Source organism: Rhizobium sp. AG855, assembly GCF_003610655.1.
Taxonomy (GTDB): Bacteria; Pseudomonadota; Alphaproteobacteria; order Rhizobiales; family Rhizobiaceae; genus Allorhizobium; species Allorhizobium wuzhouense.
In genome coordinates this window covers 1,238,645-1,256,001 of record NZ_RAQG01000003.1, presented here as the reverse complement: position 1 = coordinate 1,256,001, position 17,357 = coordinate 1,238,645, and the positions used below count along the sequence as shown (strand labels likewise).

The following is a 17,357-nucleotide window of genomic DNA, read 5'->3' as shown; positions in this document are numbered from 1 at the left end:
AGCCGTTTTTAAATGACAATAGTCAGGAATGTGAAGCAGAGCTGTGCCATGCCGTCACTGACGCGTGCCGAAATCGCGGCCCATCCGCTCTTTCCCTCGATCGAAAAACAGATCGCCCAGCATCTGATTGGAATTCATTTGCGGACGCCGCGGATGTCGCGACTGAAGGCATCGCATCGCAAATGGCTGATGACACAGTCGCTGTTTGCGCTCGCGTTGCGTCGCACGCCTGATGATCCGCTGTCGGGCCTGACGGCGACCCGCTTTGTCGAAACCGTGATGCGGCTCGGGGCCGCGAGCAGGAACACGGCGACCGGATATCTCGCAGAACTCGTCGCCTACAAGTTTCTCCGGGACGTTCCGGATGTGCCGGACAAACGCGTGCGCGTGCTGGAAGCCACGGAACTCAGCCTCGGCGGCATGCGCAGCTGGTTCAACGGCCACATGGCCTGCCTTGATCGCCTCGACGGTGGCACGCGAGAACAGACCTCGATCGACCATGAAACGATTTTCGTGCTGGCCCAGCCACGAGCCGCCGACATGCTCGTCGACGATCCGCTCTGGCGGGATCCTCCGGACTCGATCGGTCACTTCCTTTGGTCCGATCTTGGCGGCATGATCCTGCATGATCTCGTCGCCCGTCTCGACAACGTTGATCGCCAGGCGCCCCGGGTCCTTGCCGGCCCGGTGACCCTGGCCGAACTGAGCGACGTCTACCAGGTCTCGGCAACCAACCTGAAACGGATGTTCAAGAAGGCAGAGACCGACGGATTGCTCGGCTGGGAACTCCCCCGCCGCCGTGGCAGTCTGTGGCTTGGCCAGTCTTTCCTTGAAGACTATTTCACATGGCAGTCCGCCAAGTTCGCGGCTCTCGAACTTGCCTATCACGAGGCTTGCCGCGAACTCGGGATCAGCGCCGAGACAAACGTCGTCGCAGCCTAAGCCATAACGACAGCATCAGCTCCGGCTGGCCGCGAACTGTGGCAACCCGTCATTGATCTCATAGAAATCGCCCTTGTCGGCGCAATAGATGTGATAGCCGCCCGCAAGCCCTGTCGGCCCTTCAAAGAGCCCTGCCATCAGCGACACCGTCTTTTCTCCATCGCCCTTCCAGAACAGGGCCGAGCCGCAGGTTCGGCAGAAGGCGCGTTCGGCTCCGGGGCTTGCCCGATAGCGGCTGATATTCTCCTCTCCCGCGATCGTGACGTCATCGACGGCAACATTGGTTGTCGCGTAGTACAATCCGGTTTGGCGACGGCACTGGCTGCAGTGACAGTAGCCGACAGATCCGAGCTCGCCCGTGACGGTGACCTCGACCGCACCACAGAGGCATTTTCCGAAAACATTTCTGGCCATCAACGCCCTCCTGGCAAAACGATTTCGGGCGAGCTTCGTAGAAGCCCGCCCGATCGTCAAACTCGGAAAACTGAAGCTTGGTTTCAGCCGTTCGCAACCATCATGCGCTTTTCGTCCCGACCACCCTTCATCCGCTCGGCAAGCAGGAAGGCCAGCTCCAGCGCCTGATCGGCATTGAGGCGCGGGTCGCAATGAGTGTGGTAGCGATCCTGCAGATCCTCGGCCGACACCGCACGCGCGCCACCGGTGCATTCGGTCACGTCCTTGCCGGTCATCTCGATATGGATGCCGCCCGGATGCGAGCCTTCGGCACGGTGGATCTGGAAGAAGCTCTCGACTTCCGACAGCACGCGCTCGAACGGGCGGGTCTTGTAGTTGTTGAGCGTGATCGTGTTGCCATGCATCGGGTCACAGGACCAGACCACCTTGCGACCCTCGCGCTCGACGGCGCGAATGAGGCGCGGCAGGTGCTCGGCCACCTTGTCGTGACCGAAACGGCAGATCAGCGTCAACCGGCCCGCTTCGTTCTGCGGGTTCAGGATGTCGATCAGGTTCAAGAGATCGTCCGCCTGCAGCGACGGGCCGCACTTGAGGCCGATCGGGTTCTTGATGCCACGGCAGTATTCAAGATGCGCATGATCGGCCTGACGGGTACGGTCACCAATCCAGATCATGTGGCCGGACGTGGCATACCAGTCGCCAGACGTGGAATCGACGCGCGTCAGTGCCTCTTCATAGCCGAGAAGCAACGCTTCGTGGCTGGTGAAGAAATCGGTCTCGCGCAGGCTCGGATTGTTATCCGACGTGATGCCGATGGCCTTCATGAAGTCCATGGTTTCGGAAATACGGTCGGCGAGCTTGCGGTAGCGCTCGGCCTGCGGGCTGTCCTTGATGAAACCGAGCATCCACTGGTGCACATTGTCGAGGTTTGCATAGCCACCCATCGCGAAGGCGCGCAGGAGGTTCAGCGTCGCGGCCGACTGGCGATAGGCCATCAGCTGCCTTTCCGGGTTCGGAATGCGGGCATCCTCGGTGAACTCGATGCCGTTGATGATGTCGCCACGGTAGCTCGGCAGTTCCACGTCGCCGATCTTTTCCATGTCAGACGAACGCGGCTTGGCGAACTGGCCGGCGATACGGCCGACCTTGACCACCGGCAACTGTGCACCAAAGGTCAGAACGACAGCCATCTGCAGGAAGGCGCGGAAGAAGTCGCGAATGTTGTCGGCGCCGTGTTCGGCAAAGCTTTCGGCGCAGTCGCCGCCCTGCAGCAGGAAGGCATTGCCTTCCGCGACCTGGGCCAGCGACTTCTTCAGACGACGCGCTTCACCCGCAAAGACCAGCGGCGGATAGGATGCGAGCTGCTGCTCGGCAGCCTTCAATGCATCCTGGTCCGGATAGGCCGGAACCTGCTTGATCGGCTTCTGCCGCCAGCTGTTCGGGGTCCAATTTTGCGCCATCGTCGTCACCTGTCTTGTACTGGAACTGCGGCAACCTCCCGGCCGCAAGGGATGGGGGCTTATAAACGGTTATCTAAGGGTTGGAAAGCCGAAGTTTAAGGGCTTTCGAACACATTCGCGACCCGATAGCTCCGACATCTCGCAGCCGTCACCGCGCATGCGACAACACCGGGCGGAGACACGCCACTTGAATTGACCAGCACGTAAACGTAATCTGTACGGGTCTGTGATGGGAGGATCCGGATGACACCGCATGACGCCGCACCGCCACCGGAAAAGCGTGATCTCGTCATCACCACTGCAGATGGCTTTCCGATTTCGGCCACGCTGTTCTCAGGGACAGGTGAGGGGCCGCTTGCTCTCATATCCGCTGCGGCCGCGGTCCCCCGTGGCTTTTATGCGCGTTTTGCCGTGCATCTGGTGCAAGACCACGGCTTTCGCGCCGCCCTCACCTACGATTACCGTGGCGTTTCGGGTTCCACTGCGCCATCGGACTGGCGCCGACCACTGCTGATGCGCGACTGGGCCCATTTCGACATGCCGGCCGCCCTGAAGAGGCTGGAAGCAGAGGCGCCCGGCCATCCGGTCGTGGGCATAGGCCAATCCTTCGGAGGGCAGGTCCTGGCGCTGGGAGGCTGCTCGGATCGCTTTCAACGGTATCTGATGGTCGCGACCATGACGGGCTATTGGGGCAACACGAAAACTCGCTACCGCGTTTTCAGCCAGATGAACCTGATCGGCGTGCCGCTCGCGCTCTTGCTGGGTAAGGTCCCTGGCCAGGTTGGGCTTGGACAGACCCTGCCCGGCACAGTTTTCCGTGAATGGGCCCGCTGGGGTCGCCATCCCGAATATTTCTTTGCCGATCAGAGCATGGATGCGGTTCGCCGTTTCGGCGAAGTCGAAACGCCTATCCTGGCCCTCGGCATGACTGACGACCCCTGGGGCACGCCGCGCGCCCAGCATGCCCTGCTCAAATACTACCACCGCGCGCCGACAGAAATACGCTGGCTCTCACCGGAAGAGGCCGGCGGCCCCATCGGTCATCTCGGTTTCTTCCGATCGCAGTTCCGCGACACCCTCTGGCAGCCCGCCGTCGAATGGCTGCAGCAGACCTGAAACGCTGCACTGCACCCAAGTTACCCACAGTTTCCACAGGCGGGCGGCTTGCAAGCGCAACACGGGAACTTGCTGTCCCCTCGGGTGAGTCGCATCATCAACGGTCTCCGAATACCGCAGTGCCGGACACGTCCGGCATCCTGCGACCAGCTTCACGCAAGCCTCAATGGCTAACCGCCATTGTGGGGGCAGTGCAGTGAGTTGGGAAGCCGTTGGTTTCTCGCGTTGATCATGAGGATCATTGTGATGGCGTATGATTGGAGTGGCGTACAGGCCCGTCGGAACCGCAGGCTGCGGTTTGCCTTGTTGTCCCTGCTGGCGTTGGCCCTGTTCACGGCCCCGATCGTCGCCACAGAGTTCATCCAGCATTTTTGAGCGCGCGCCGGTACGGGTATAATCCCCAGGCTGAGCCGCATTGGATAAGGGCCCGCCGGATGCGTCAGCACCCATTGGCGGGCCTTTCCGCGTTATCAGACACGCTCCCCGTTTTTCACCCGGTAGCTCGGGCTATACATCGTGACGAGTTCCTCTGCCGCCGTCGGATGCACGGCCATGGTCCGGTCGAAATCGTCCTTGGTGCAGCCCGCTTTCAGCGTGATCCCGAGAAGCTGGGCCATCTCGCCGGCATCATGTCCGAGGATATGGGCGCCGACGACCTTGCGGTCGGCAGCATTGACGATCAGCTTCATGATCATCTTCTCGGCACGCCCCGACAGCGTGGCCTTCATCGGTCGGAATTGCGCACGGTAGACCTCGATCTCGTCGAATTTCTTCGCCGCCTGCTCTTCCGAAAGGCCGACAGTGCCGATTTCCGGCTGCGAAAACACGGCGGTCGCAATCAGCTCGTGGTCCGGCGACGTCGGATTACCCTTGTACTCCGTCTCGATGAAGCACATCGCCTCATGGATCGCGACAGGCGTCAGCTGCACCCGATCGGTGACATCTCCGAGCGCGAAAATACTCGGCACATTGGTACGCGAATACCGATCGACGACGACGGCACCGCGCTCGTTGATCTCGACACCAGCGGCTTCAAGACCGAGCCCCGTCGTGTTCGGATCCCTGCCGAGCGCCAGCATGACCTGCTCGACCACCAGAACGCCGTTCTTCATGGTTTCGACCTGAAGATTTCCGGCTGGTGATTTCTCCACCTTCTGAATATGGTCCTGGCAAAGGATGCGGATGCCCTTCGCCTCCATCGCCTCGTGCAGGCCGCGCCGCATATCCTGGTCGAATCGGCTGAGGATCTCCGCCCCCCGATAGATCAGCGTCGTCTCGACGCCGAGCCCGTGGAAGATATTGGCGAACTCCACCGCGATATACCCGCCGCCGGCAATCAGGATCGAGCGTGGCAGGGTCTCCAGATGGAAGGCCTCGTTCGACGAAATGCACAGCTCATGTCCAGGCAGAGACGCATGCGGATTCGGTGCGCCGCCGACTGCGATGATGATGCGCTCCGCCGAGACTTCCCGACCGGTCGCCACGAGCCGCACGCTGTGCGGCCCGGTGAGCTCCGCTCGGGTCTGCAGGATCTCGGCACCCGCCCCTTCTAGGCCCTTGCGATAGAGCCCTTCGAGCCGGTCGATCTCCTTGTCCTTGGCCGCGATCAGCGCATGCCAGTCAAAGCGGCTCTCGCCGACGGTCCAGCCGAAGCCCGCTGCATCCTCGAAATGCTCGTGGAACTGTGAAGCATAGACGAAGAGTTTCTTCGGCACGCAGCCGCGGATCACGCAGGTGCCACCAAACCGATACTCCTCGGCGATGGCGACCTTCTTGCCCATCGCGGCGGCAAGCCGCGCGCTGCGAACCCCGCCGGATCCGCCCCCGATTACGAACAGATCATAGTCGAACTGGGTCATGCGTTTTGCTCCTGCGCTTGGCGGCTTCGCCGAATGTCAGCCTGATATAGGAGGCCGGGGCCAAAAAAGAAAAGCCCGGGACGATGCCCGGGCTCGAGAATTCAACAGGGAAGCGATCAGGGCTTCGGCGCCTCGGCGGCCGGCTGGGTTGCCTGCACTTCTTTCAGAAGCGCGTCGTTCGACTGCTTTTCCAGATCGCGTGCAATGCCCGAGGTCCAGATGTCGGCAGCCTTCAACAGTTCGCGCGTGGCGATCGGGCCGTCCTTGAGCAGCTTCTTGCCGGCTTCGCTCGAATAGAAGGTGGTGATCGCCTGCAGTTCTTCCGGAGTGAAGGCCTTGGCATAGACGAGGGCGGCTTCGCGCTCCAGATCGGCGCGGCGGGTCGCAAGCTTCAGAGCTTCGGCTTCAACGGTCGAAGAAATCTGGTCCTGCAGGTTGGGATAAGCCTGAATGAGCTGAACCGTCAGGCGATCCATGATGTTCGGCAGGATGGCATCGAAACGATCGGTCACACCGAGTGCGTCGATCGCAGCGCGGGCTGCCTGCAGATGTTCCGGGGCAACGTCCTGTGCCTTGGCGGACATTGCGCCCAGCATAACGCTGCCGGCGACGACGGCGATCGAGGCGAAACGGCCCATACCCGAAATGCTGATCATGTAATTCTATGCTCCTGTTAGTTTTTCGGCTCCATCACGCGCGCTCCCGCCGGACCGGCGATGATCGCGAGGGATGCCAAGTTTATGAATAGGCCGTGTTCCACAACGCCGGGGATCGCATTGAGCTGTTCCGCCAACGCGTCTGCATCAGGAATGCGGCCAAAAGATGCGTCGAGAATGAGGTGACCGCCATCCGTCATGTAGAGGCTGTCATCGCTGCGCTTGCGCAAGGTGAGCGCACCGGAAAGGCCCAGTCTCGATGCCAGAGCCTCGATGGCGATCTGGGTCGACACCTGGCCGAACGGATTGATTTCGATCGGCAGCGGAAAGGCGCCCAGCGTGTCGACGATCTTGGTTTCGTCGGCAATCACGATCATCCGGCTCGAGGCCGAAGCGACGATCTTCTCGCGCAAAAGCGCGCCGCCGCCGCCCTTGATCAGCCGCAGCTGCGCGTCGATCTCGTCGGCGCCGTCGATCGTCAAGTCGAGTTCCGGCAATTCGTCGAGGGAGCGGAGCTGCACTCCAAGTTCCAGGCAAAGCCGGGCAGTGCGCTCGGACGTCGGAACACCCTCCACCTTCAGCCCGCCGGCCACCCGCTCCGCCAGCAGGCGCACGAATTCCTCTGCCGTGGAACCAGTGCCGATGCCAAGCCGCATGCCGTCTTCGACATGGGTCAGTGCCTCGGCTGCTGCCTTGATCTTCATTTCCCGGGCGTCCATGCGCCGAAAGCTCCCGTCTGTTGCGTCGAAAGCTGTTTACACGGCTCGTTCCACAAACGAAAGCCCCGCGACAGGGCCGACAATTGCCTTTTGCGGGGATTTCCCCTAACGCCGAACGGCAAATCGTTCAGCCCGGAGCATGACCTTGACCGCGACGACCATAGTCTTCGACCTCGACGGAACGCTGGTGGATACGGCACCGGACCTCGTCGCCAGCCTCAATCATACCATCGCGATCAAGGACCTTGCCCCTGTCGGATATGAAGACCTGACCCATCTGGTCGGCCAAGGCGCCCGCGTCATGATCGCCCGCGCCTTTGCGCTAAGGGGCTCGCCGCTGGCAGACGACGAACTCCCTGCCCTGCTCGACCGCTTCATCGCCCACTACGCAGCCGGCATGCCGGGGCTCAGCCGCCCCTATCCGGGTCTCGTCGAGGCACTCGACCGCCTGCGCGACGCCGGCCACCTCTTGGCCGTCTGCACCAACAAGATGGAGGGCCTCGCACGTCCGCTGATCGAAACGCTCGGCTTGACCCGATACTTTACAGCGATCACCGGCGGCGACACCTTTGCGGTGCGCAAGCCAGATGCCGCCCACCTGACCGGCACGATCGAACTGGCCGGCGGCGTAGCGCACAAGGCGCTGATGATCGGCGACAGCATCAACGACATCCTGGCCGCCCGCAATGCTGGCATTCCGTCGATTGCGGTTCCCTTCGGCTATTCCGATGTCGCCGTCGAGACGCTGGGTGCCTCCACCGTCATCAGCCATTTCGACGAACTGACACCGGAACTCGTCGAGCGGCTGACAACCCGGACCTGAAACGAAAATGGCGGGCCAAAGCCCGCCATATCATCGTTTCCAGACGCTCAATGCCGCTGGATCAGGCCTTCGGAGCTCTCGCATCCGTGGTGATCTTGAAGGCCTTGGCCGTGTATTCGTCTCGAGCATAAACGTCGTCGAAATACTCGATCACGCCGTCCTTGTTCGGCCATGCCGTGAAATAGGACACATAGACCGGAATCTTCTGCGGCACCTGGACGGCGCGGTTCTGGCCCGACGCAATCTGCTTGCCGATTTCCTCGACCGTCGTCCCCATCACGGCCGCCGCCATGACGCGCGGCTGGGCCAGACGCACGCACCCATGGCTGAGAGCACGTATGTCGCGGTTGAAGAAGCTCTTCGAGGGCGTGTCGTGCATGTAGATCGCGTGATCGTTCGGGAAGAGGATCTTCAGCTCGCCAAGCGCGTTGTCGCCACCCGGCGGCTGGCGCACGTCGACCGAATGGGTCGTATTCCAGTCCACCTGGCTCGACGCCACCTTGCGACCACCATAGGAGACCTCATAGCCGAGGCGATCGAGATACGACGGATCTGCCCGAAGCTTCGGCAGCATCTCGTTGACGATGATCGACTTCGGCACGCCCCAATACGGGTTGAACTCGACGGTTTCGATCTGATCCTGGAAGAAGTAGGTCTGGTTCGACTTCGAGCCGACGACCACACGCATCGACAGCTGCTCCTTGCCATCGTTGACGTAGTACACCTGGAAGGCAGGCTGGTTGATGAAGACGTAACGCTGGCCAAGATCGGACGGCAACCAACGGACGGCTTCCATGGCGACCTGCAGCTTTGCGATCTTTTCCTGATTGCTGTGGCCGGTCATCGCACGGATCGTTGCCGGGCCGACGACACCATCGGCTTTCAGGCCCTTTTCCTTCTGGAAGGTTTCGACCAGCGAAACCAGCTCCGGCGTGTAGTCCGGGGTTCCGGTATAAGCGGCAAGCGTCGCGGCATGCTGGGACAGCACCGCCTCGGAGGCAACCTGCTTGACCGCACCCACGATGCGCGACAATTCCGGGTTGGTCTGGCCTGGCTTCAGCAGCGTGCCGGGAGCAATCGTGATCGGTTCGACGGACGCCTGCGCATCTTCTGCACGCAAACGTTCCAATTCGGCGCGCAGTGCGAGGAATTGCGGGTTCTTGGGGTCGCGATTGCGAAGATAGGCCGCGACATCAGGGCTCTTGCGCAGCATGTCGAGCACCGGGGCGATGTTCACGCCTTTCCGCTTGAAGTCGTAGTAACCAGAGATCTTGTTAGGATCGATGCGCCCGCGCACGGTGTCCTGGACATAGGTCAAAACCTTGGCGGACAAGGCGACTTCGAAGCCCATCAATTCACGCTGGCGCAATTCCGGATCGGCGGTGGCGCTGGCGTCAGACGGCAAGGTCACGGCATAATCTTCCGGCGACAGCCCGGCCGCGCTGGCATCCGCCAGTGCCGCGACCATCTGCCGGCCGCGTTCGGACAAGCCTGCCTCGTCCACCCAGATTAGCGGCTTCGTCGCGTTGGAATAGTAGGCTTCGACGGTCTTGGCGACCTCGTCATTCGCCCGCACGTTCACCTCGGCCAGGAAGCGGCGCGTGCCGAGCACTTCGTTCTGAGCAGCCGGATCGCCGTTCGCGGCCGTCGGCAAAGCGATCCGGATCGCCCGCTGGGCTTCCGGCTTGTAAGTGTAATAACGCGGCCCCGTCACCTTCGGCAGCGGCTCGGGATCGCCCATTTCAAGGCCGCCAAGCGCCTGCTGCTCCAGAAGGTTCGGTCGTGCCTTCTCGCGTGTGTTGCGGCCGGGACCACCGCGCAGAAGATCGAGAAGCGTCGTTGCTGAAGCCTGCTCAGGCAATGCACCAAGGGCAGTCGTCGCCGCCAGGAATGCCGTCAGTACGAATGTGGGAGTTCTCGTCATTCTTGCTCTCATGTCAGGTCGAGCCCGATGGACTCGCGGCTTGATGGCCATTTGCGCGGATCACTAGCCGATCAGCCTTGGATTGGGAAGTTCGACGCCGCAAGGGTGAACGGAACGCCGGGCAGAAATTCACGCGACCGCGCCGTTCAAAAAGCGCTGCCTGAGGAGAAACTTAATGGAAACATTCGTTAATTTTTCATTGACGTTAATGAAATGTAGCAAAACCCTGCCCGCTATACACTGTCACGGCCGAGACAAATTGTCGTGACGCGTGCCGAATTTGACACAAGCCGCCGGCCGGACCGAAGAGTGCAGCAGCATGGGACGGCGTGCAAAAATACTTGACATGCATACGCAAGATAAAGCCATGCAGTTGCAACGATGGCGATGCATCCTACATTGCCGCCCGTGCTGCGCATCCTGATCAACCATCCGAAAAGGCTGAATTTCCCATGACGAAACGAACCGAAACCGACACCTTCGGACCGATCGCGGTCGAGACAGATCGCTACTGGGGCGCCCAGGCCCAGCGATCCCTCGGCAATTTCAAGATCGGTTGGGAGAAGCAACCGCTGCCGGTCATTCGCGCCCTCGGCATCGTCAAGCAGGCAGCCGCCCGCGCAAATCTCGCCCTCGGCAAGCTCGAACCCCAACTGGCGGAAGCGATCATCGTCGCCGCACAGGAGGTGATCGACGGCAAGCTCAACGACCATTTCCCGCTCGTTGTCTGGCAGACCGGATCCGGAACGCAGTCCAACATGAACGCCAACGAGGTGATCTCGAACCGGGCCATCGAAATGCTGGGCGGCGAGATGGGCTCGAAGAAGCCGGTCCATCCCAACGACCACGTCAATATGAGCCAGTCGTCAAACGACACCTATCCGACGGCCATGCACATCGCAGCCGCCGAGCATGTGGTGCATCACCTTCTCCCGGCACTGAAACACCTGCATGGCGCCCTCGACGCAAAGGCCAAAGCCTTCGATCACATCATCAAGATCGGCCGCACCCATACCCAGGATGCCACGCCCTTGACGCTCGGCCAGGAGTTCTCGGGCTATGCCGCGCAGGTCGCCTCGTCGATCAAACGCATCGAATTGACGCTTCCCGGCCTCTATGAACTCGCGCAGGGTGGCACAGCCGTCGGCACAGGCCTCAACGCGCCGATCGGCTTTGCCGAAAAGGTCGCGGAAGAGATCGCTGCGATCACCGGCCTGCCCTTCGTCACCGCCCCGAACAAGTTCGAGGCTCTGGCCGCCCATGACGCCATGGTCTTTGCCCACGGCGCGATCAATGCCGCCGCCGCCGCCCTGTTCAAGATCGCCAACGACATCCGCTTCCTCGGCTCTGGACCTCGCGCCGGTCTGGGCGAATTGCAGCTGCCGGAGAATGAGCCGGGTTCCTCGATCATGCCGGGCAAAGTCAACCCGACCCAGTCGGAAGCCCTCACCCAGGTCTGCGCCCACATCTTCGGCAACCAGGCCGCCATCACTTTTGCCGGCAGCCAGGGACATTTCGAACTCAACGTCTACAATCCGATGATGGCCTACAACTTCCTCCAATCGGTCCAGCTTCTGGGCGACGCCGCCGTGTCCTTTACCGACAACTGCGTCGTCGGCATCGAGGCGCGGGAGGACAACATCCGCAAGGGTGTCGAGAACTCGCTGATGTTGGTGACCGCTCTCAACGGCAGGCTCGGCTATGACGCCTGCGCCAAGATCGCCAAGACAGCCCACAAGAACGGCACGACCTTGCGCGAAGAAGCCGTCGGCGGCGGCTACCTCAGCAATGAGGAATTCGACCAGTATGTCCGGCCGGAACTGATGATCCGGCCTCAATAACCAGCGAGTGCGGGCGGCTTGAACGTGCCGCCCGCCCCAGACCTCTCATGGCTTTAATGCTTCGAGCCCGGTCCGGAGCGTATCCTTGGCGCGAAACAGCGCCATGTCGGCCCGGTGCAAGAGATCAGCCATGCTTTCCCGCTCTCGGCGCGTTGCAAGGCCAAAGGTCGCGCGCAGCCTGCGCCGGATGTCGGAACCGACGTCAAGCTCGGAGATCGCCCGCCGCAAGGCCTCGCAGCAGGCATAGATCGCCTCTGGTCCGTCCCCGGCAAAAAGCAGGACGAATGTGGTTGCCGACATGCGGGCTGCGACCGGTCGCGGAGCGAAGTGTGCGCGCACGAGGTCACCGACGGCCACCAGCGCAAGATCAGCCACCTCCCTGTCATGGCTGAGCGGCAAGGAATCGATGGCGTCGAGTTCAAAAACTGCAACGGTAATCGCCTCGCCGCTGTTTGTTGGATAGCCAAGACGGTCGAGCTCCACGCCATAGGCCGCGCTGCCGTTCAAGAGGCCGGTCAACGGATCAAGCCCAGGCTGTCCATCGACCCGCTCGGCCAGGGCTGCGATCTCCCCGACCATGCCGCAGACAGCCCGGGTCACAACCGCGATCTCGTCATTGCCATGCAGGTTGAGGCGCTCTTCGGAGAAGCTCCCGCCGCTCCGATAACGGGTGATCGCCAAGGCAAGAAGACGCAAGGGCCGGGTCAGCCACCACATGGTCGCAAGGCAGGCAACAGTGCCGAGCAAGGTCGCAGCCAGAACCACAATCGCAGCGGACAGGCCATCGGCGGCGGTATCTGTCCCAAAGGCGATCAGCAAGGCGATGAGAGGCAGGTGAATGCAGACGAAGCTCAGCAGAAAGATCTTGATGACGATCGATCGTCGCCAGGTACTTTTGTTAGCGCTGTCCAATACCATGCCTGCTCTTCTCCGAATCTGCTCCACACCGTGGCATGCAAGTCGCACGCCGTCTCCTCAATTCCGCGGTGCTGCGATCAACGCGCAGCTTGCGGCTTTCGGCGCATTGAAATGTTAAGTGCTTCCCCGTAAACCACCGGAATTTCCAGCTGATGCCGCGAAAGGCCCCGTGATGGCAGACGATCTGTTCCCAATTGGCGAAGACCTGACCCCCTACCGCAAGATCACCTCGGACCATGTGTCCGTCGAAACATTCAAGGGTCAGGAAATCCTGACGGTGGAGCCGGAGGGACTGCGCCTGCTCGCCGAAACCGCGCTGTCCGATATCAACCATCTCCTGCGTCCCGGCCACCTGAAGCAGCTCGCCTCGATCCTTGAAGACCCTGAGGCGACCGACAACGATCGCTTCGTTGCCTTCGATCTCCTGAAGAATGCCAACATCGCCGCCGGCGGCATCCTGCCGATGTGCCAGGATACCGGCACCGCGATCGTGATGGGCAAGAAGGGCCGCCGGGTGTGGACCGACGGTCAGGACTACGCAGCGCTGGCAGAAGGTGTGCGCGACGCCTATGAGCGCCGCAATCTGCGTTACTCGCAGCTCGCCCCGATCAAGATGTTCGAGGAAAAGAACACCAAGACCAACCTCCCGGCCCAGATCGACCTCTATGAAGAGGGCGAGGATGCCTACAAGTTTCTGTTTATGGCCAAGGGCGGCGGCTCGGCCAACAAGACTTTCCTCTATCAGGGAACACCGTCTCTTTTGACCCACGACCGCATGATCGACTTCCTTAAGGAGAAGATCCTCACCTTGGGTACGGCTGCCTGTCCCCCCTACCATCTGGCGATCGTCATCGGCGGCCTCTCCGCCGAGATGACGCTGAAGACCGTCAAGCTGGCTTCGGCGCGCTATCTCGACGACCTGCCGACCGAAGGCTCGGAGAGCGGCCACGCTTTCCGTGACATCGAGATGGAAAAGGAGATCCACAAGCTCACCCAGTCGATGGGTGTCGGTGCCCAGTTCGGCGGCAAATATTTCTGTCATGACGTGCGTGTCATCCGCCTGCCCCGCCATGGTGCCTCGCTCCCGATCGGCCTCGGTGTCAGCTGTTCCGCCGACCGCCAGGCCAAGGGCAAGATCACCAAGGATGGCATCTATATCGAGCAGCTGGAAACCGATCCGTCGAAATACATGCCGGACATCGATGAGAGCTCCCTCTCCTCGTCCGTGGTCAAGATCGACCTCAACCAGCCAATGACGGCCATCCTGGCGGAACTGACGAAACATCCGGTCAAGACTCGACTGTCGCTGACCGGCACGATCATCGTCGCCCGCGACCTTGCCCATTCCAAGATCCGCGATCGGCTGGAAAAGGGCGAAGGCATGCCCGACTACATGAAGAACCACCCGGTCTACTACGCCGGTCCGGCCAAGACCCCGACCGGCTACGCCTCCGGCTCCTTCGGGCCGACGACGGCCGGCCGCATGGATAGCTATGTCGACCAGTTCCAGTCCTTTGGCGGTTCGATGGTTATGCTCGCCAAGGGCAACCGCTCGCGTGCGGTCCGGGAAGCCTGCAAGACCCATGGCGGGTTTTATCTCGGCTCCATCGGCGGCCCCGCCGCCCGGCTCGCCCAGGACTGCATCAAGAAGGTCGAGGTTCTCGAGTATCCGGAACTCGGCATGGAAGCTGTCTGGAGGATCGAAGTCGAAGACTTTCCCGCCTTCATCGTCACCGACGACAAGGGCAACGACTTCTTCCAGGAATTCAATCTCGGTTGATTTTTTTCACCGATGAACGTGCCGCGACGTCAGCCATGAGCCGTCGCGGCACGCCAAAATGCATCAAAAACATACAGTTAAATAGAAATTCCCGGCATTGCTCGATTTTGTATCAATTACTTGTCGTAACGGCAGCATTAAATCTTTCAAAATCATTTGACGCTAATATCTTTCTTGACCTTTAAGGGGCACCCAAGAGGATAATTGGAGTTGGCCGAATGACCACGGCAGCGCCGTCCAAGACGCAAGCACCCGACATTGCGGCACAGATTACCTATGCCATGCGCACGATGGGTGTCGCGCCGATTCCGCGCAATTACGAGCTGTTCTACGAGGCGTTTATCGGCTCCAATCCGGCACTGTCGCGCGAGCTGGCCGCCCTTGGCAGCCGCGCCAACCAGGATGAGCTGGACGCGATCGGCGAACAGTATTTCAACCACAACCAGACCCGCGCAATGGAAAACGTCCATTCGCGCATTCTCGGTGAACTGGATGCATTGCTGCGTGTGCTGCGTCAGGAACAGACGTCGCTGGAGAGCTACAACCGGCTTTTGGGAGAAACCTATAGCCGCATCAATTCCAAGAGCAGCAACAGCGCCGACATCCTTCGCAGCGCAATCAACATCCTGACGGAAGCCACTGGTAGCACCATGGCGCATGGCGAAGAGACCGTCGTTCAGATGGCCCAGCGCTCCCAGGAAATGGACGAGGTCCGTCGCGAACTCGATGAATACAAGCGCATCGCCAATACGGATTCGCTGACGCGCATCGCGAACCGCCGCGCCTTCGACGAGAAACTGGCCGCCGTCTATGTCAGCGGTACCCGCCCGCTTGCCGCACTCGTTCTCGCCGACATCGACAACTTCAAAAAGATCAACGACGTCTACGGCCACCCGGTCGGCGACAAGATCCTTGCAACCGTCGCGACCGTCCTGCGCAGCAACGTGCGCAAGGATTGTTTCGTCGCCCGCACCGGCGGCGAGGAATTCGCCATCATCATCGAAGGCAACACGGCAGACGAAGTGCAGCAGAACTGCGAACGCGTCCGCGTGGCCCTCGAAACCACGCCCTTCAAGAATTCGAAGACCGGCGTGAATTACGGCCCGATCACCATCTCGCTGGGTTACAGCATGGCGACGGATTCGGAAGACGCCGGCGAACTCTACGCCAAGGCGGACATCGCCCTCTATTGCGCCAAGAACGCAGGGCGCAACCGGACTCGCGCCTATGAAGAGGGCATGAAGAAGGACTTCACCAAGAGCTGGCTGATCTACAAGCGCTGATCAGCCGGCCGCTTACCACATCGACTTGGCGGCTCTTGCAGGCCATTCGCGGTCATAGGTTTCCTGATCGAAACCAGCCTTGGCCGCTTTCAACATTTCGCCAGGCGTCGGCAGATCGCTGGCAGCCACCCTGCGGTCCGGATTCCACAGCTCCGCTCGCATGACGGCCCGGGCGCATTGGAAATAAACCTCGTCGATCGTAACGACAATCACACTGCGCGGATGTTTGCCGTCCATCTCGAAGCTTTCGAGCAGGGCTCCATCCACGGAAATCACCGCCCGTCCATTCACGCGCATCACAGAGTTTGACCCCGGGATGAGAAACATCAGCGCCACCCGAGGGTCCCGCACGATGTTGAGCAGCGAATCGATGCGGTTGTTGCCCCGCCAGTCCGGCAGGGCGAGCGTCCGTTCGTCCTCGATGCGAACAACGGAGCCGGCGTCGCCACGCGGCGAACAATCGAGGCCTTCTGGACCGACCGTTGCGAGCGCCACGAAAGGCGATAAGCCGATCATCTGCCGATAGGCATCGGTCAGGTAGGACGTGACCTTGGCAACCGAAGCTTCGCTGACCTCCCCGTATAGGAGCTTCAGCTGTTCTTCTGTCTGAATGATGGTCATCAAAGCCTCCCGCGCGTCGAACCGGACGATCCCACAGCGCTTAGGCAAACCGCATGACAGGATCAAGACACGATGCGCTGAGCATCCGCAACGGTCGCCCTCTCGGCAAGCAGAAATTCGCCGACCGCACGGATCACCTCCGGTGCGCTGACGATCCGCCGATGTCCGTGGCCATTGGCCCAGAGATGGCGGACATGCCGCGAGACACCGATGTAGCGCTGTGCATGGCCGACATTGACCTCCTTGTCGTCCTCCGCATGCACGACGAGCAGTGGCCGGTCGAGCCGTCGCGCGACGGCCACACCGTCCAGTTCCTCGACGCTGCGTCCGGACAGCGCTTGGACCCGAGCCCGCATCGCGGCGAGGCTCGCCCTCCCGAGCCCGATGGTATTGGCAAAACCGCTAAAGACTTCGCTGATGCTCGACGGCGCACCGATCAGCGCAATACGTGGAGCATTGAGCACCGGGACATCACAAAAAATGCCGCCGGCCGCCATCATCACGGCGGCCCCGCCGAACGAGTGGCCGACTACACCGTCAAAACGACCAAAATGCCGCTCGGCTGCCACGATGGCCTCTGCTGCGATCCGGAGTTCAAGCCTGCGCCCGCTTGATGCGCCATGGCCGGGAAGATCGAGCAGCACCACCTCCGCCCCCGCATCCAGCAATCCTGCTGCCATCTCCGTGAGATATTCGGCACGCGATCCCCAGCCGTGCACAACAAGGATACGCGCCGCCCCGCTCCCACCGGATGAAGCCCCAGGCGTCAGGTGATGGGCAGCGGCCATCCCCCGTGACAGAGCCAGGCGTACGGTGCTCGCGTGTTTAAGCCGCTCAGCGCCCCGGCGAAAAACCGAGGCGGCCTTGGAACCTTTCGGCTTGCGCGTCGGTGTGCGACAGAAGAGCTCGAATGCAAGCTTCCCCGAGGCATCCGGCGACAGCTTCTCCAGCTTCGCGAATGCCTGACGGGTGACCTTGAGAGCAAAGGATGTCATAGTCGG

General features: G+C 61.2%; 15 protein-coding genes. 6 read left to right on the top strand and 9 right to left on the bottom strand.

All coding sequences use genetic code 11. From position 1 onward, the window contains the following. Positions 1-48: 48 nt before the first annotated feature. Positions 49-942: a hypothetical protein gene (locus tag DFO46_RS06110; protein WP_120276698.1), complete on the top strand. Its 894-nt coding sequence runs from the start codon at positions 49-51 to the stop codon at positions 940-942. A gap of 15 nt (positions 943-957) precedes the next feature. Here the strand turns inward: DFO46_RS06110 and DFO46_RS06105 are convergent, their stop codons facing one another. After that, on the bottom strand, positions 958-1,356 hold the full coding sequence (locus tag DFO46_RS06105) for a GFA family protein (protein WP_120276697.1): 399 nt from the start codon (positions 1,354-1,356) through the stop codon (positions 958-960). Between the two features lie 83 nt (positions 1,357-1,439). Next, positions 1,440-2,816 (bottom strand): 3-deoxy-7-phosphoheptulonate synthase class II, encoded by a 1,377-nt coding sequence (locus DFO46_RS06100; protein ID WP_110790653.1) that lies wholly within the window; start codon positions 2,814-2,816, stop codon positions 1,440-1,442. Positions 2,817-3,059: 243 nt separating this feature from the next. Between DFO46_RS06100 and DFO46_RS06095 the strand changes: the two genes are divergently transcribed. Beyond that, complete coding sequence (locus tag DFO46_RS06095; RefSeq protein WP_120276696.1) at positions 3,060-3,932, top strand: alpha/beta fold hydrolase; 873 nt, start codon at positions 3,060-3,062, stop codon at positions 3,930-3,932. Between the two features lie 470 nt (positions 3,933-4,402). Here the strand turns inward: DFO46_RS06095 and gor are convergent, their stop codons facing one another. The 3 genes from gor to rpiA all read right to left on the bottom strand — a co-directional run bounded on the left by gor (position 4,403) and on the right by rpiA (position 7,166). Further along, positions 4,403-5,791, bottom strand: coding sequence for a glutathione-disulfide reductase (gor, locus tag DFO46_RS06090; RefSeq protein WP_110790655.1), 1,389 nt, complete (start codon positions 5,789-5,791; stop codon positions 4,403-4,405). A 116-nt stretch (positions 5,792-5,907) separates the two neighbouring features. Then, positions 5,908-6,447, bottom strand: coding sequence for a DUF2059 domain-containing protein (locus tag DFO46_RS06085; RefSeq protein ID WP_120276695.1), 540 nt, complete (start codon positions 6,445-6,447; stop codon positions 5,908-5,910). Between the two features lie 17 nt (positions 6,448-6,464). After that, positions 6,465-7,166 carry a ribose-5-phosphate isomerase RpiA gene (gene rpiA, locus DFO46_RS06080; RefSeq protein ID WP_110790657.1) on the bottom strand — a complete coding sequence of 234 codons (702 nt, stop codon included), beginning with the start codon at positions 7,164-7,166 and terminating at the stop codon, positions 6,465-6,467. A gap of 139 nt (positions 7,167-7,305) precedes the next feature. Here rpiA and DFO46_RS06075 point away from each other — a divergent pair, with 139 nt between their 5' ends. Further along, positions 7,306-7,989, top strand: a complete 684-nt coding sequence (locus DFO46_RS06075) for an HAD family hydrolase (protein ID WP_120276694.1) — start codon at positions 7,306-7,308, stop codon at positions 7,987-7,989. Between the two features lie 61 nt (positions 7,990-8,050). Here DFO46_RS06075 and DFO46_RS06070 read toward each other — a convergent pair whose 3' ends face one another. Further along, complete coding sequence (locus tag DFO46_RS06070; protein ID WP_120276693.1) at positions 8,051-9,913, bottom strand: murein L,D-transpeptidase; 1,863 nt, start codon at positions 9,911-9,913, stop codon at positions 8,051-8,053. Positions 9,914-10,365: 452 nt separating this feature from the next. Here DFO46_RS06070 and fumC point away from each other — a divergent pair, with 452 nt between their 5' ends. Further along, positions 10,366-11,754 (top strand): class II fumarate hydratase, encoded by a 1,389-nt coding sequence (gene fumC / locus DFO46_RS06065; RefSeq protein ID WP_120276692.1) that lies wholly within the window; start codon positions 10,366-10,368, stop codon positions 11,752-11,754. A 45-nt stretch (positions 11,755-11,799) separates the two neighbouring features. Here fumC and DFO46_RS06060 read toward each other — a convergent pair whose 3' ends face one another. Then, positions 11,800-12,672, bottom strand: coding sequence for a GGDEF domain-containing protein (locus DFO46_RS06060; RefSeq protein WP_120276691.1), 873 nt, complete (start codon positions 12,670-12,672; stop codon positions 11,800-11,802). Between the two features lie 172 nt (positions 12,673-12,844). Between DFO46_RS06060 and DFO46_RS06055 the strand changes: the two genes are divergently transcribed. Together DFO46_RS06055 and DFO46_RS06050 are read left to right on the top strand one after the other, a co-directional pair. Beyond that, positions 12,845-14,452: a fumarate hydratase gene (locus DFO46_RS06055; RefSeq protein WP_110790661.1), complete on the top strand. Its 1,608-nt coding sequence runs from the start codon at positions 12,845-12,847 to the stop codon at positions 14,450-14,452. A 218-nt stretch (positions 14,453-14,670) separates the two neighbouring features. Then, on the top strand, positions 14,671-15,735 hold the full coding sequence (locus tag DFO46_RS06050; protein ID WP_110790662.1) for a GGDEF domain-containing protein: 1,065 nt from the start codon (positions 14,671-14,673) through the stop codon (positions 15,733-15,735). 12 nt (positions 15,736-15,747) lie between these two features. Here DFO46_RS06050 and DFO46_RS06045 read toward each other — a convergent pair whose 3' ends face one another. Beyond that, positions 15,748-16,356: a pyridoxamine 5'-phosphate oxidase family protein gene (locus DFO46_RS06045; protein ID WP_120276690.1), complete on the bottom strand. Its 609-nt coding sequence runs from the start codon at positions 16,354-16,356 to the stop codon at positions 15,748-15,750. A 62-nt stretch (positions 16,357-16,418) separates the two neighbouring features. Next, positions 16,419-17,351, bottom strand: coding sequence for an alpha/beta hydrolase (locus DFO46_RS06040; protein WP_120276689.1), 933 nt, complete (start codon positions 17,349-17,351; stop codon positions 16,419-16,421). Positions 17,352-17,357: the final 6 nt, after the last annotated feature.